15 protein-coding genes and 1 pseudogene are annotated in these 13,380 nt (G+C 57.3%); 6 read left to right on the top strand and 10 right to left on the bottom strand.

What is annotated here, in order from left to right; translation table 11 throughout:
- The first annotated feature begins 31 nt into the window (after window positions 1-31).
- The 3 genes from ACQY4M_RS03685 to ACQY4M_RS03675 are packed head-to-tail and all read left to right on the top strand — an operon-like array spanning window position 32 to window position 1,897.
- Entirely contained in the window at window positions 32-514 is a 483-nt protein-coding gene (locus ACQY4M_RS03685) for an RNA pyrophosphohydrolase (RefSeq protein WP_428541125.1), read from the top strand.
- Entirely contained in the window at window positions 511-1,005 is a 495-nt protein-coding gene (locus ACQY4M_RS03680; RefSeq protein ID WP_428540964.1) for a hypothetical protein, read from the top strand. Before ACQY4M_RS03685 ends, ACQY4M_RS03680 begins: the two co-directional genes overlap by 4 nt.
- Before the next feature lie 40 nt (window positions 1,006-1,045).
- Window positions 1,046-1,897: a class I SAM-dependent methyltransferase gene (locus tag ACQY4M_RS03675; RefSeq protein WP_428540961.1), complete on the top strand. Its 852-nt coding sequence runs from the start codon at window positions 1,046-1,048 to the stop codon at window positions 1,895-1,897.
- A gap of 28 nt (window positions 1,898-1,925) precedes the next feature.
- Here ACQY4M_RS03675 and ACQY4M_RS03670 read toward each other — a convergent pair whose 3' ends face one another.
- Both ACQY4M_RS03670 and ACQY4M_RS03665 read right to left on the bottom strand, forming a co-directional pair.
- Complete coding sequence (locus ACQY4M_RS03670) at window positions 1,926-3,221, bottom strand: lytic murein transglycosylase (RefSeq protein WP_428541122.1); 1,296 nt, start codon at window positions 3,219-3,221, stop codon at window positions 1,926-1,928.
- A 119-nt stretch (window positions 3,222-3,340) separates the two neighbouring features.
- Window positions 3,341-4,024, bottom strand: a pseudogene (locus ACQY4M_RS03665) (helix-turn-helix transcriptional regulator).
- A 77-nt stretch (window positions 4,025-4,101) separates the two neighbouring features.
- On the opposite strand from ACQY4M_RS03665, the gene ACQY4M_RS03660 reads away from it, so the two are divergent.
- A complete protein-coding gene (locus ACQY4M_RS03660) occupies window positions 4,102-4,800 on the top strand; it encodes a glutathione S-transferase family protein (RefSeq protein WP_428540958.1) in 699 nt (232 codons plus the stop codon).
- Here the strand turns inward: ACQY4M_RS03660 and rnr are convergent, their stop codons facing one another.
- From rnr to dapE, 4 genes are all read right to left on the bottom strand, one after another.
- Window positions 4,801-7,059: a ribonuclease R gene (rnr, locus tag ACQY4M_RS03655; RefSeq protein WP_428540955.1), complete on the bottom strand. Its 2,259-nt coding sequence runs from the start codon at window positions 7,057-7,059 to the stop codon at window positions 4,801-4,803.
- A 77-nt stretch (window positions 7,060-7,136) separates the two neighbouring features.
- Window positions 7,137-7,700, bottom strand: a complete 564-nt coding sequence (locus tag ACQY4M_RS03650; protein ID WP_428541119.1) for a TIGR04282 family arsenosugar biosynthesis glycosyltransferase — start codon at window positions 7,698-7,700, stop codon at window positions 7,137-7,139.
- Between the two features lie 20 nt (window positions 7,701-7,720).
- A complete protein-coding gene (locus tag ACQY4M_RS03645; RefSeq protein ID WP_428540952.1) occupies window positions 7,721-8,143 on the bottom strand; it encodes a GNAT family N-acetyltransferase in 423 nt (140 codons plus the stop codon).
- Entirely contained in the window at window positions 8,140-9,288 is a 1,149-nt protein-coding gene (dapE, locus tag ACQY4M_RS03640) for a succinyl-diaminopimelate desuccinylase (RefSeq protein WP_428540949.1), read from the bottom strand. Before dapE ends, ACQY4M_RS03645 begins: the two co-directional genes overlap by 4 nt.
- Window positions 9,289-9,405: 117 nt before the next feature.
- Here dapE and ACQY4M_RS03635 point away from each other — a divergent pair, with 117 nt between their 5' ends.
- Window positions 9,406-10,524, top strand: coding sequence for a transporter substrate-binding domain-containing protein (locus ACQY4M_RS03635; RefSeq protein WP_428540946.1), 1,119 nt, complete (start codon window positions 9,406-9,408; stop codon window positions 10,522-10,524).
- On the opposite strand, the gene ACQY4M_RS03630 is transcribed toward ACQY4M_RS03635, so the two are convergent.
- On the bottom strand, window positions 10,513-10,923 hold the full coding sequence (locus tag ACQY4M_RS03630) for a hypothetical protein (RefSeq protein ID WP_428540943.1): 411 nt from the start codon (window positions 10,921-10,923) through the stop codon (window positions 10,513-10,515). The genes ACQY4M_RS03635 and ACQY4M_RS03630 overlap by 12 nt on opposite strands.
- Window positions 10,924-10,996: 73 nt before the next feature.
- On the opposite strand from ACQY4M_RS03630, the gene ACQY4M_RS03625 reads away from it, so the two are divergent.
- Window positions 10,997-11,350 (top strand): MerR family transcriptional regulator, encoded by a 354-nt coding sequence (locus ACQY4M_RS03625; RefSeq protein WP_428540940.1) that lies wholly within the window; start codon window positions 10,997-10,999, stop codon window positions 11,348-11,350.
- On the opposite strand, the gene ACQY4M_RS03620 is transcribed toward ACQY4M_RS03625, so the two are convergent.
- From ACQY4M_RS03620 to dapD, 3 genes are all read right to left on the bottom strand, one after another.
- Window positions 11,347-11,982 carry an HAD hydrolase-like protein gene (locus ACQY4M_RS03620; RefSeq protein ID WP_428540937.1) on the bottom strand — a complete coding sequence of 212 codons (636 nt, stop codon included), beginning with the start codon at window positions 11,980-11,982 and terminating at the stop codon, window positions 11,347-11,349. The two genes, ACQY4M_RS03625 and ACQY4M_RS03620, sit on opposite strands and share 4 nt — an antisense overlap.
- The gene (locus tag ACQY4M_RS03615) at window positions 11,979-12,344 is read right to left on the bottom strand and encodes a hypothetical protein (RefSeq protein WP_428540934.1); all 366 of its coding nucleotides are present in this window, start codon (window positions 12,342-12,344) and stop codon (window positions 11,979-11,981) included. The genes ACQY4M_RS03620 and ACQY4M_RS03615 overlap by 4 nt, the downstream gene beginning before the upstream one ends.
- A gap of 162 nt (window positions 12,345-12,506) precedes the next feature.
- Complete coding sequence (gene dapD, locus ACQY4M_RS03610) at window positions 12,507-13,334, bottom strand: 2,3,4,5-tetrahydropyridine-2,6-dicarboxylate N-succinyltransferase (protein WP_428540931.1); 828 nt, start codon at window positions 13,332-13,334, stop codon at window positions 12,507-12,509.
- Window positions 13,335-13,380: the final 46 nt, after the last annotated feature.

The following is a 13,380-nucleotide window of genomic DNA, read 5'->3' as shown; positions in this document are numbered from 1 at the left end:
GCCGGCCACATGCGCCGGCCCATTTTACATGATGGCACCGAAAGATATTGAAAAGCTCCCTTACCGCTCGAACGCGGGCATTGTGCTGGTAAACGGCGACGGACGGGTTTTCGCCGGCCAACGGATCGATGCGCTGAACGATGCCTGGCAAATGCCACAGGGCGGGATCGACAAAGGCGAAACCCCGCGCGATGCGGCCTTGCGCGAACTGACCGAAGAAACCGGCGTCACCCCCGATCTGGTGACAATCGAGGCCGAAACAGATGGCTGGGTTACCTACGACCTGCCGCCGGAACTACTACACAAACTGTGGAAAGGGCGCTATCGCGGCCAGCAACAGAAATGGTTTCTGATGCGGTTTCACGGCAGCGACGATCAGGTCAATATCGCGCTGAAACATCCTGAATTTTCGCAATGGACATGGATGGAACCGGATGAATTGATGACCCGGATCGTGCCCTTCAAACAGCATGTCTATGCGGCGGTGTTCGATCAATTCAAAGGGCGGCTGTGAAACGCCTGCTGGCAATACCCTGCCTGCTGGCCCTAACTGCGGGGCCTGCCTTTGCCCTGTCATGTGCACGCCCCACTATTGAAGGCAGCTATCTTGAACATAGTCAGGCCAAAGAGCACTATATCCTTGTATTTGGCTATTTAACCAACAAGCGCAATGTAGTTATTGGACCGGAACGTGAGGGTTTTGTCGGTACTGGTGGGCGATCCGAAAACTTCACCGCAACCTTTATTGGTCATCAAGGAACCCGCGCCGGATTCGATCGGCCTATCAAAGCCACTGTAGCGATAAGCACAACATGTGCGGATGCATGGTGTGGGTCTGTGGCGATGGATGCAATGTTAATGACCTTTCTTGAAACCACCCCCTATGGGCACAGAATGACGATTGGCCCATGTAGCGGGTCCGAATTTTATACACCAACCAATGATGAAAAACGCAGTATGTTGCGATGCCTGCGTGGCGGTGTTTGCAACCCGGATCGCAGATAGGCCTTTTCATATCCCGCGCCATTCGCTAACCCCTTTTCCCATGAGAGAAAAAATAGATACCCGCGCAATCGGCCTTGATGTCGGCCTGTCGTTCATCAAATGGCTGACCGGTGCAGAAAACCTGCATTATGGCCTGTGGGACGGGCTGGAAGTGACGGCGGGAAATCTGCGCGCTGCACAGGATGCCTACACCACCAAATTGTTCAAAATGCTGCCCGACAGTCCCTTGCGGATTCTCGATATCGGCGGCGGTGCCGGTGAAACCGCCCGCAAGCTGCTGGAACTGGGGCACAGTGTCGACATCGTCGTACCCAGCGCCTTTCTGGCCCGGCGTTGCCGCGAAAACGCGCCGGCGGCCACGGTGCATGAATGTATGTTCGAGGATCTGCAGGTGGACAAGAAATTTGATGTTTGCCTGTTTTCCGAAAGCTTTCAGTATATCCCCGTCGACATCGCCCTGCAAAAAGCGGCCGATCATCTGGATGAAGGCGGCGAAATCATCGTCTCGGACTGTTTTCGCTCTGAAGGGTTTCAGCGGCAAAAGGTTGGCTCGACCGTTGGTGGCGGCCACCGTATTGGCACCTATCGCGAAACCCTTGCCGCAATGCCACTAACCACTGTGTCAGAAGAGGACATCACCGCCTCGGTCGCCCCTTCGGTCGATCTGGAACAGGCCCTGTTCAACGTCTTTGGCCACGCCATCACACGGATTGATACCGAACTGGGCCAGAAAAAACGCAAAACCCGCTGGTTCATCAAACGCGCTCTGGCCACCGTGATGAGCAAACGCAAACGGTTCCGCCTGCACCAGCGCCTGATGGAAAAGACCCGAACGGCAGAGCATTTTATTGCCAACAACGTCTATCTGATGATCAAGCTGAAACCGGTATAAGGCGGGGTGAACCCCGCCCTACCGCTAATCACCGCCGTTTCAGCAGTTTCAGCAAATCCTGCGAAGGGTAGCCATCCGGCGTTACACCGACCGATTGCTGAAATGCCCTGATCGCATTGATCGTATTCGGCCCAATGATCCCGTCCACTTTCTCCAGTTCAAACCCCTTGCGGATCAACCGGCGCTGCATTTCCTTCTTTTGCCGGAATGACAAGGGCGCATAGCCACGGGGCCAGCTGGCCTTGATTGGCGGCCCGCCTGCCAGACGGTCGGACAAATGCCCAACCCCGATCACATAGGCATCGGCCTTGTTGTATTTCTCGATCACCGCAAAATTGTTGAAAATCATAAACGCCGCCCCCGCCGATCCGGCGGGCAACAGGATCGAGGCACGGCCGTAATTCGGCACCGGCTTGCCACTGGCAGCCCGAACCCCCAAGGCACCCCATTCCGACGGTGTTTTTAATATCTTGCGGTTCGCCAGCCCAAAGTTGAACCCTTTGGGCAGAAACACCTCTACCCCCCAGGGCTGCCCTTTTTGCCAGCCGAATTTCGCCAGATAGGATGCGGTCGAGGCCAGCGCATCGGTCGGGTCATTCGACCAGATATCGCGTTTGCCGTCGCCGTTGAAATCCTGTGCATAGGCCAGATAGCTGGTGGGAATGAACTGCGTATGCCCCATCGCACCGGCCCATGACCCTTTCATGGCGCGCGGACGCACATCGCCGGACTGGATAATTTTCAGCGCCGCAATCAACTGCGCCTCAAAGAATTTCCCGCGCCGCCCGTCAAAGGCCAGTGTCGCTAGCGCCTGAATGATGTCCACATCCCCGCGCTGCGCCCCATAGGCGCTTTCCACGCCCCAGATGGCTGCGACGACCTCTTTATCAACGCCATAACGCGCCTCGATCTGTTCCAGAGTCCGGCGGTATTTACGCAAAGCCGCCTGCCCGTTCTTGACCCGGACAGGGGACGCGGCGCTGTCCAAATAATCCCAAATCTGTTTGGTGAATTCCGACTGGTGCCGATCCTTTGCGATAATAGCAGGATCATATTTCACACCACGAAACGCGCGATCAAATATGTTGCCGTTGATCCCCCGCGCCAATGCGCGGCCGCGGAATGATTTGATCCATTGCTGGAAACGGGCACTGGACGCGGCCACCTGGATTTGCGGCATAGGGGCCTCTTGCGGGCGGGCTGCCGGTCGTATTTGTGTTAACGGAACGGTTGGGCGTACCACCGGTCTGGTTGCGCCATCTACCGGAGTTCCTGTTGCCAGAACCGGTCCTGCAACTGTTCCCGCAATCAGCCCGAGGGCCATAATAATCTTACGCACTTTTACACCTGCTCTTTTTTATGCATTTGTGGCAAATGTAACCTGAATATCACCTTACGAAAAGATGTGATTACTCGAATGGGCATATCATGGCCAAACAGGCTCTAATGCGCGGAAAAATGCTGTTTTGCATCGCGCAACAGCACCACGCGGTGCGGGCGGAAGGATTGTTCAGTCACCTGTAATTCGGTCATCCGGTCCAGCCGGAAAGCACGGAAGTCTTGCCGCAGCAGTCAATAGGCCAACAGGCAGTTCGAGCGATCCATAAAGGTAATCCCCAACGGCTTTACCCGCCGCCATGTTTGCGCCCCCTTGGCATCGCAATAGGCAAAGGTCACCTCGCGCTCGTCCCAACAGGCGCGGCGCAAGGCCGGTACGTCCACCGTTGGTGCGGGGATTTCGGCAAACCGTTTCGCCGACAAAACCGCATGTTTCAACCGGTGCCCTTGACCCTCGGGCAGACGCGCTTGCAACTTGGTCAGGGCGGTATCTGCTGCCTGTGCCAGCTCCGGGTCACCAATCTGCGCCACCTCGCGCAGGCCCAGCACCAGTGCCTCGATTTCCTCGTTGGAAAAAGACAGCGGCGGCAGGGCGGCGTCTTCGGTCAGCACATAACCAAACCCCGCCGTGCCATCAATTATCGCCCCCACCCCGCGCAGGGTTTCGATATCACGATAGATGGTGCGTTCCGACACGCCGGTTTCATCAGCCAACCGCGCGGCGGTCACCGGGGCGGGCAAATTGCGCAAGGCTTGCAGCAGGCGGAATAAACGATCGGTGCGGGACATTGGGAAAGATTACACCATGCTGACAGAAATTGACAGGGGACTGATGTAAAAGAGAAGAAACACTCAGGAGAAACGCAATGCTAACCCTTCTAACTTTCCCCGATCATTTTGGCGAACCGGGCAGCAGCCCTTTTGTTGTCAAATCCATTTGCTTACTGAACATGTCTGGACAACCTTGGAAGCGGCAAATGGCCGATGTGCGCAAGATGCCCAAACAAAAGCTGCCAGTTCTGAAGGTGGGCGAGCGGCTGATCCCCGACAGTGAAAACATCCGCAGCTATCTGGAAGAACAGGGTGCAGAGTTTGACAAGGGGCTGTCAGACACCGAACTTGCCGCATCCCGCGCCTTTATCCGCATGGCCGAAGAGCATCTCTATTTCCATCAGGTCGCCGACCGCTGGCTGCGCGATGATGTCTGGGCCGTAACCCGCGATGTGATTTTCGAAGCAATCCCCAAACCTATCCGTGGATTCATCAGTGGCAAAATCCGCAAGAAATTGCGGGCGGGTTTATATACTCAAGGCATCGCGCGTTTCACCGAAGCAGAGCGCGCCGAACGGGTGGCCAAAGACCTGCACGCCATCAAATTGCAACTGGGCGATAAACCCTATCTGTTTGGCGGCACCCCCACGGCTACGGACGCCAGCGTTTGCCCAATGCTGTCCGGCCTTACCTCGATTCCACTGCCGACCGAGGTCAGCAATCTGGTGAAAAACGATACCGTGCTGACAGATTACATCGCCCGCATGCGGGATGCGCTTTACCGCATCCCGTGATCATTTGCGATTGCGGGTAACCTTGCGTTTGGTTTTTGCGGCTTTCTTACGCGATTTACTCGCCTTGCGCCGCACCGGCCCCTTGCCACGCCGCCCGCCGCTGCCTTTTGGCAGGGCCTTGTCATCCACCGTCAGCAATTCCAGCGTCAGCCCGCCGGTCACCGGCACCGCTTCGGCCAGCCGCACGGTAACCGGCACGCCAAGGCCCAGCGTCAGGCCGGTTTCCTCGCCGGTCAGGGTCTGACTGTCGGGGTCAAAGCGGAAATATTCGCGCCCGATGGTGCGGATCGGGATCAACCCGTCGGCCCCGGTTTCATCCAGCCGCGCAAAAACGCCGAATTTGGCAATACCGGAGATCCGCGCCTTGAATTCCGCGCCAACCCGTTCCGACAGATAGGACGCCAGATAACGATCGGTGGTGTCGCGTTCCGCCATCATCGAGCGGCGCTCGGTCTCGGAAATATGCTTGGCGGTTTCTTCCAGCCGCTCGATCTCGGCCTCACTCAACCCGTCCTTGCCCCATTTATTCGCCGAAATCAGCGCCCGATGCACGATCAGGTCAGAGTAGCGCCGGATGGGCGATGTAAAATGCGCGTAGTTCTTTAGCGCGAGGCCAAAATGTCCGAAATTCTCCTGCCCGTAATAGGCCTGCGTCATCGAGCGCAGGGTCGACAGGTTGATCTGTTCGTCAAACTCGGTGCCCTCGGCCTGCGCCAGCAGATTATTCAGATGCCGCGTTTGCAACACCTGACCCTTGGCCAGCACCAGCCCTGCCGATTGCGCCACCTCGCGCAGACTCTCCAGCTTCTCGGGGCTGGGTTCTTCGTGCACGCGAAACAGAAGCGGGGTACGTTTGGCAACAAGTTCTTCGGCGGCGGCGACATTGGCCAGCACCATGAATTCCTCGATCATCTTGTGCGCATCCAGCCGGTCGCGGAAATCGACCGTTACGACCTTGCCCTCATCCGACAGGATAATCTTGCGTTCTGGCAGATCCAGGTCCAGCGGCTGGCGATGGTTGCGGGCGGTTTTCAGGGCGTGATAGGCGGCATAAAGCGGCTCTAACACAGGGGAAAGCAGCGGTTTTGTTTTGTCGTTGGGTCGCCCGTCAACGGCGGTCTGCACTTCCTCGTTATTCAGCGAGGCGGCGGATTTCATCATAGCACGGGTAAAGCGGTGGCTGATCTTTTGCCCATGCGCATCCAGCACCATCCGCACGGCGATACAGGCGCGCGGAACACCTTCGTGCAAGGAACACAGATCACCCGACAAACGGTCCGGCAGCATCGGCACCACGCGGTCGGGGAAATAGGTGGAATTGCCGCGTTTCCATGCCTCGCGGTCCAGTGCCGAGCCGGGTGTGACGTAATGCGCTACATCGGCAATCGCCACCCAAACCACATGGCCACCCTTGTTCTTGGGGTCGTCATCGGGGTGGGCATAACAGGCATCGTCATGGTCGCGCGCATCGGCCGGATCAATGGTGATCAGCGGCAAATCCCGCAGGTCTTCGCGTTTGCCCAGCGGGGCGGGTTTGGCTGCATCCGCTTCGGCGATCACCTCGTCAGGGAAGGCATCGGGAATGCCATGCTGGTGGATCGCAATCAGCGAAATCGCCTTGGGCTGGCTGGGATCACCCAACCGCGCTCTGACCCGCTCGTTGGGCAGGCCCATGCGGTTTTTCGGGCCGGCGCGCTCGGCCTCGACCAGCTCGCCGTCCTTGGCGCCGTTCACGTCGCGCTCGGACACCTGCCATTCCTTGTCGCTGCCCTTGTCGATCGGAATGATCCGCCCGCCTTCGGCATACTTGCGGAAAATCCCCAGCAAACGGATTGGATTAGAGCCTATGCGCCGGATTAATCGCCCCTCGTAACGGTAATCCTCGCCCTTGACCTCGGTCAGGCGGGCAAGGATGCGGTCGTTCGCGCCCAGCGCGGGATCGGATGATTTCAACATTAGCAGGATACGCGGCTCCTCGGCCTCGCCATGCCACTCCATCGGACGGGCAAACAGATCGCCGTGGCTGTCGGGTTCCATCACCTGCAGCACCGAAACCGGCGGCAGGCTGTCCGGATCGCGATAGGTCTTGCGGCGCTTTTGCAGATGGCCTTCGGTCTCCAGCTCTTTCAGGATGCGTTTCAGGTCAATCCGCGCGGCACCCTTGATGCCAAAGGCACGGGCGATATCGCGTTTGCTGGTCAGGGTCGGGTTATCGGAAATCCATGTCAGGATTTCCCCTTTGGTGGGAATGCGTTTCATAAATGTGCCCTATCATGCCAAGGCCGAAAGGTCACGCTCCTCAAGCCTGACGGCTTTCCTCGCTGCGCAGAAAGCCGTCAGGCTTGATAAGCGGCCAGATCGGCAGCGGTATTGACATCCTGCAATGTGGCCGCATAGGCAGGAGCGTAGCCCGGCATGGTGGCCAGCGTATCGGCCAGCGCATGTTCGGTGGACCAGCGCACGCTTTTGAACATTTGACGCGGCGGCGGGGTGGTGCGTTTCAGGCCAACCAGCCAGTAACCGCCATCGGTGGCGGGGCCGAATACGGCTCTATTGCTGCCCAGTTTGGCAAAAGCATCGGCGATATGATGCCGCCGCACCCCCGGAATATCACCGCCGATAATCACAACCGGCCCTTTTTGCGGCAGGGCCAAAAGGTGTGCCATGCGTTGCCCCAGATCGCCGCGCCTTTGCGGGATGCGTTGCAGGTGTTCGGGCCAGACGCGGCTGCGCAACCCTTCCGCATCCGGTGAAACCGCCAGCAAAAGATCCCAGCGCGGATCACTCACATTGCGCAACAAGCGGTCTACAGAATGGCGAAACCACCATGCGGCGGACACCATGCCGATGTCGCGTCCCAGCCGTGTTTTCACCCGTCCGGCACGGGGCTCTTTCACCATCACCACAAGGGTTTGCCGCCTCACAACGCGCGCTCCATATCGAAATGCGGGATTCCGGCGTCCATGTATTCGTCGCCAAAGGCGGCAAATCCCAGCCGTTCATAAAACCCCAGAGCATGGGTTTGCGCGCCCAGTCTGGCGATGGTTACATCAGGCAAGTCCCGCATCTGCTCCAGCGCGGCATTGATCAGGTCCGCACCCAACCCCGTGCCGCGATATTCCTTCAACACACAAACACGGCCGATTTTGCCAACCTCACCCTGCACCACGATTCGTGCGGTGCCGACTGGTATATCCCCCTCGAACGCCAGCAGGTGAATGGCGGTTTCGTCATAGGTGTCGATCTCTTCATCCTCGGGAACGTTTTGCTCATCTATGAACACATTGCGCCGCAACATCAGGCAGATTTCCAGATCACAGGTTTTGGCGATCCAGCGGGTCATGCGAAATAGTCACGCAATATCCGTGTGTAGATGGATTTCAGCTGTTCGATCTGCGCCACCTCGACCCGTTCATCCACCTGATGCATGGTTTTGCCGACCAGCCCGAATTCGACCACCGGACAGTGATTTTTGACAAATCGCGCATCCGACGTGCCACCCGAAGTGGACAGCTCTGGCTTAACGCCGGTTTCGGCCTGCACGGCACCCGCCACCAGATCGGACAAATCGCCGGGCGGGGTGATGAAGCTTTCACCCGACACTTTGGTTTCCAGCGCGATCTCTACCCCAAATTCCGCCGCTACTTTATCAGCTTCGGCCCGCAACCAATCGGTCAGGCTGTCCGAGCTGTGTGAATCATTGAACCGGATGTTCACCGTTGCACGGGTTTCCGCAGGGATCACGTTATTGGCCGGATTACCCGTATCAATCGTAGTGATTGCCAAGGTCGAAGCGTCAAAATGATCCGTCCCCTGATCCAGTTCATGCCCTGCCAGCCGGTCAATCAGCCGCGCCATTGCAGGCAGCGGGTTGTTGGCGCGGTGGGGATAGGCGGAATGGCCCTGTTTGCCGCGCACCGTGAAATAGGCGGTCATCGAGCCACGCCGCCCGATCTTCATCATCTCGCCCATTTCATTGGGGCAGGTAGGTTCGCCCACCAGACAGGCGTCCATCCGCTCTCCGTTCGCTTGCATCCAGTCCAGCAGCGCCACGGTGCCGTCTATCGCATCACCTTCTTCATCACCGGTAATCGCCAGCACGATCGACCCGTCCGGAGGGGTATCGCGCACGAAATCAATCGCGGCGGCGGCAAAGGCGGCCACGCCGGATTTCATATCGGTTGCCCCGCGCCCCCACAACCAGCCGTCCACAATGTCACCGCTAAACGGGCCACGGGTCCAGGCGGATTCGTCCCCGACAGGCACAACATCGGTATGGCCGTTAAAACCAAAGGTCTTGCCGTTGCCCTGCTTGCCCCAGCGGGCGAACAGATTAGACACCTCGCCGCGATCCACACGGGTGCAGGTGAAACCGGCGTCAGACAGCAGGTTCTCCATCAAAACCAGCGCGCCACCTTCATTCGGGGTGACAGATGGGCAGCTCAGTAAATCGGCAGTTAACTGGACGGGATCAATCGGGTTGGTCATCTTGTCTCTCCTTGGCTTGCCCTTAGCGATATAGGGATACCGGATTGGCCGCAATCCTTGCCCGAACCACACCCCGGATTTCAGCCGGTCAGGCGCATCATTCTGTCACGCCGGGGAATGGAAAATTTGGATTGCGATTCGCTACCTCGTAGTGCATTAGAGGCACGAACCTGGGGAACTATCATGCGAATTATGTTGATTCTGGCTTTTATGGCCAGCGTTATGTCCACAATTGCATCAGCTCAAGAACTGCGCGTCGCGACAGTGACACGCCCGCCCTTTTCGATGGAAATGAATGGTGAAAACGTTGGCTTTAGCATTGATCTGTGGAAAGCCCTGATGATCGACATGCGGCGGAACTCGAAAATTATCCGTGCGGAAACATTCTCTGGAATGCTGGATATGGTTGAAAAGGGGAAAGCAGACGCAGCGATTGCCAATATTTCAATCACGTCCAAACGCGAAAGCCGGTTTGATTTCACCCACCCGATTTTCGAGGGTGGGTTGCAGATCATGGTGCATTCCGACGCCAATAACACACCTTCGATCTGGTCAGCGCTGTGGTCCAAAGACCTGCTGTTGGCAATTGCCCTGTCATTTGCAGCTTTGCTGGGTGGCGGAATGCTGATGTGGCGATTTGAGCACGGCAAAGAGGAATATTTCAACATGCCCGCCCGCAAGGCGATTTTCTCGGCTTTCTGGTGGGCGTTGAATCTGGTGGTCAACGGCGGGTTTGAAGAACGTGTTCCAAAGTCTGTTTTCGGGCGCTTGTTCGGGGTTTTTCTGGTTGTGTCATCGCTATTTGTTGTTTCGGTGGTCGTGGCAAAAATTACGGCAACCCTAACGATTGCCGGCATTCAGAATTCGGTTAATTCCGTCAACGACCTGCACGGAAAATCCGTCGGAACAACAACTGGCTCGACCGCCAGTGCCTATCTGGATACCCGCGATATACGCCATAAAACATATGATGATCTTGATACATTGCTCGCGGCTTTCGAAAGTAAGAAACTGGATGCCGTGGTTTTTGATGCCCCTATTCTTGCCTATTATGCAAATAATAAAGGGCGGGACACAGCAGAAGTGGTCGGGCCTGTATTCCTGCGGGAAAACTATGGCATCATCCTGCCACCCGAATCACCACTGGCCGAGCCAATCAACCAAAGCCTGCTGCGCCTGCGCGAAGATGGCACCTACACCGAAATTTATCGCAAGTGGTTCGGTTCAGCCCCCTGATGGATCGTCAGCGACGGGCCACCATTGAATAATGCCGAAAACCAGTTCGACCACCAGAAATGCAATGATCAAGCTACTTGCCCCTGATATGACAGCATTCACCTGCCACGCCGCAAACAGCAACCAAGCGGTGCCATCCAACCGGCCCAAAAATACCGATGTCTGACGCAGGCGGACGATTGACCATATCACCACGACCGTACCGAAAAAGTTTGCGAACAGGGTGTCATATATCCCCGCCACCGGCATTTGGCCGGACAACCCCAGCCCATTATGCAATTGTGTTAAGCTTCCGATAAGCAGCGCGAAACTCCATGGCGACGCAAAGGCGGCAGAAACGACAATATCGTACCACGCGCTGATACGGACGATCTTTAGATAATTCTTGTAACACAACATATTCCTGCTCCGTTTGATTTTACAATTCTGGCAGGCTACACCTTGGACTATAGTCAAAGGTCAAGAGGTTTTTATGCGCATTGGTAAACTGGCGGAAATGACAGGTGTTAGCCGCGACGCGTTGCGCATGTACGAGGCCCGCGGCCTGCTGCGCAGTGAGCGCAGTGCAAACGGATATAGGGATTTTTCAGAAGGCAGCGATCAGTTGGTTGGATACATCAAGACCGCACAGGCTTTGGGGTTCACCCTTGCCGAAATCGGCAAGGATTTGCCCGCGCTTACCGCTGGTGGATTGCCCGCAAGCGAGGTTGAGGTCATTCTGCGCCGCAAACTGGACGAAATTGACGCGCGGTTGGCTGGGCTGACTGACCTGCGCGTGCAACTGGCCGCCCGCTTGGAGCAGGTTTGCCCACTGGCAAAAGTCTAGGACAATAGCCCTTGCACCACCGACAGCAACTCTTGCGGAGTTTCGCACACCGCATCAGCCGTGGCCCATTCCTCGGCCGATCCATAGCCCCAAGTCACCGCAATTGCCTTCATCCCCACCGCGCGGGCGGCGTCATAATCGTGGTGGCGGTCCCCCACCATCACCGAAAGTGCCGGGTCTATCCCTGTTAAATCCAGCGCATGGGCCAGCAGGTCACCCTTGTTGTTGCGGGTGCCGTCCAGTTCAGGGCCGAATTCATGTTCCAGAAACGGTGTCAGCCCAAAATGCGCTGTGATCTTGCGTGCATAGGCGTGCGGCTTGGCGGTCGCCAGAAACATGCGGTAATCCGCGCCTTGCAATTGTTCCAAAGCGGGAATAATGCCGGAATAGAGACTGTTTTCCAGCAGACCAACCGAGGTATAGCGTTCCCGATACAGGTCAATCGCCACCTGCGGGTCGGGCACCTGCATACGGGTGAAGCTATCCATCAGGGACGGCCCGATCACCCATTCCAGTTCATCCATATGCGGCACGGGCAGGTCCAGTTTTTCCAGCGCGTAGATAAAGGATTTGGTGATGCCGATCTTGGGGTCTGTCAGTGTGCCGTCCAGATCCAGAAAAACGGTGCTCAATTCGGGCGCCCTTTGCCTGCAGGGCGCTGATCCTCGAAAAACGGGGTCATCTGCGCCACCACCACCGAATTTTCATCCAGCGCGCGTTGCATCAATTCCTTTTCCTCGTCGCTGATGTCGTGGCCCTGTTCCAGACGTTCCTGCAAGGTGCCATAGCCGGTCACATCCAGTGGTGCCATGTCGGCCTGTTTCAGGATTGCCACAGTCTCGCGCACCGCCTCGGCCTCGTCCACACCGCTGGCGTAAACCATCAGCGCCGCACCGGTTGCCCTCTTGGGCAAACCGTCGCCATCCTTGCGGCCCACTTCGACCAAAAGGGTATAGACCTGCTGGCGGGATTTCTTTTTGGGTTTGTCAGTCATGGCATCCTTTCGCCCGGCATCGCCGGGCAGCGCCCGACACTGGAGGGCATTGGAAGGTTGTTGTTGCAGACATCCAGAAAATCAATTCCGGAATTGGTGGCTGTCGTAACGTTGCAAAAGCGCCCTCCCGGGGGAGGGTCGGGCGCTGCCCTATATTGTGCATCAATCCCGCAACAGCTCGTTGATGCCAGTCTTGGAGCGTGTCCGCTCGTCCACCCGTTTCACGATCACCGCGCAATAGAGGCTGATGTTGTTCTTGGTCGGCATGTTGCCCGCCACCACCACCGAATAGGGCGGCACTTCGCCATACATCACTTCGCCGGTTTCGCGGTCCACAATCTTGGTCGACTGGCCGATATAAACACCCATCCCCAGGACCGAGCCTTCGCGGATGATACAGCCTTCAACCACTTCACTGCGCGCGCCGATAAAACAATTGTCCTCGATGATGGTCGGTCCGGCCTGCATAGGCTCTAACACACCACCAATCCCCACACCGCCGGACAAATGCACGTTCTTGCCGATCTGGGCACAGGACCCGACCGAGGCCCATGTATCCACCATCGTGCCCTCATCCACATAGGCCCCAAGGTTTACAAAGGATGGCATCAGAACCACACTGGGGGCGATAAAGGCCGATTTGCGGGCAATCGCGCCGGGTACCGCACGAAACCCCGCCGCCGCCCACTGGTTCGCGCCCCAGCCCTTGAACTTGCTGTCTACCTTGTCCCACCAGCCCGCTCCTTGCGGGCCGCCTTCCATCGATTCCATATCCTTGATGCGGAACCCCAGCAGCACCGCCTTTTTGGCCCACTGGTTCACATGCCAACTGCCATCGGCCTGCTTTTCAGCCACCCGCAATTTGCCGCTGTCCAATGCGTTCAGCGTGTCCTCGATGGCGTCGCGAACCTCGCCTGTGGTGGCAGGGGTGATGGTGTCGCGGGCGTCCCACGCGGCCTCGATAACGGTTTCCAGCTGATCATTTGACATGCGGCTTCTCCAATAATTCGCGGTTTAGGGATTGCTCTACACCAGT

This window comes from Profundibacter sp. (assembly GCF_965277155.1).
Classification (GTDB): domain Bacteria; phylum Pseudomonadota; class Alphaproteobacteria; order Rhodobacterales; family Rhodobacteraceae; genus Profundibacter.
Note: the sequence above shows the minus strand (reverse complement) of the source record. Positions and strands in the feature narration are given on the sequence as shown.

Coding starts and splice junctions, on each gene's coding strand:
- ACQY4M_RS03685 (WP_428541125.1), top strand. CDS start 32: ATGGCACCGAAAGATATTGAAAAGCTCCCTTACCGCTCGAACGCGGGC.
- ACQY4M_RS03675 (WP_428540961.1), top strand. CDS start 1,046: ATGAGAGAAAAAATAGATACCCGCGCAATCGGCCTTGATGTCGGCCTG.
- ACQY4M_RS03670 (WP_428541122.1), bottom strand. CDS start 3,221: ATGGCCCTCGGGCTGATTGCGGGAACAGTTGCAGGACCGGTTCTGGCA.
- ACQY4M_RS03660 (WP_428540958.1), top strand. CDS start 4,102: ATGCTAACCCTTCTAACTTTCCCCGATCATTTTGGCGAACCGGGCAGC.
- rnr (WP_428540955.1), bottom strand. CDS start 7,059: ATGAAACGCATTCCCACCAAAGGGGAAATCCTGACATGGATTTCCGAT.
- ACQY4M_RS03650 (WP_428541119.1), bottom strand. CDS start 7,700: ATGGTGAAAGAGCCCCGTGCCGGACGGGTGAAAACACGGCTGGGACGC.
- ACQY4M_RS03645 (WP_428540952.1), bottom strand. CDS start 8,143: ATGACCCGCTGGATCGCCAAAACCTGTGATCTGGAAATCTGCCTGATG.
- dapE (WP_428540949.1), bottom strand. CDS start 9,288: ATGACCAACCCGATTGATCCCGTCCAGTTAACTGCCGATTTACTGAGC.
- ACQY4M_RS03635 (WP_428540946.1), top strand. CDS start 9,406: ATGGAAAATTTGGATTGCGATTCGCTACCTCGTAGTGCATTAGAGGCA.
- ACQY4M_RS03630 (WP_428540943.1), bottom strand. CDS start 10,923: ATGTTGTGTTACAAGAATTATCTAAAGATCGTCCGTATCAGCGCGTGG.
- ACQY4M_RS03625 (WP_428540940.1), top strand. CDS start 10,997: ATGCGCATTGGTAAACTGGCGGAAATGACAGGTGTTAGCCGCGACGCG.
- ACQY4M_RS03615 (WP_428540934.1), bottom strand. CDS start 12,344: ATGACTGACAAACCCAAAAAGAAATCCCGCCAGCAGGTCTATACCCTT.
- dapD (WP_428540931.1), bottom strand. CDS start 13,334: ATGTCAAATGATCAGCTGGAAACCGTTATCGAGGCCGCGTGGGACGCC.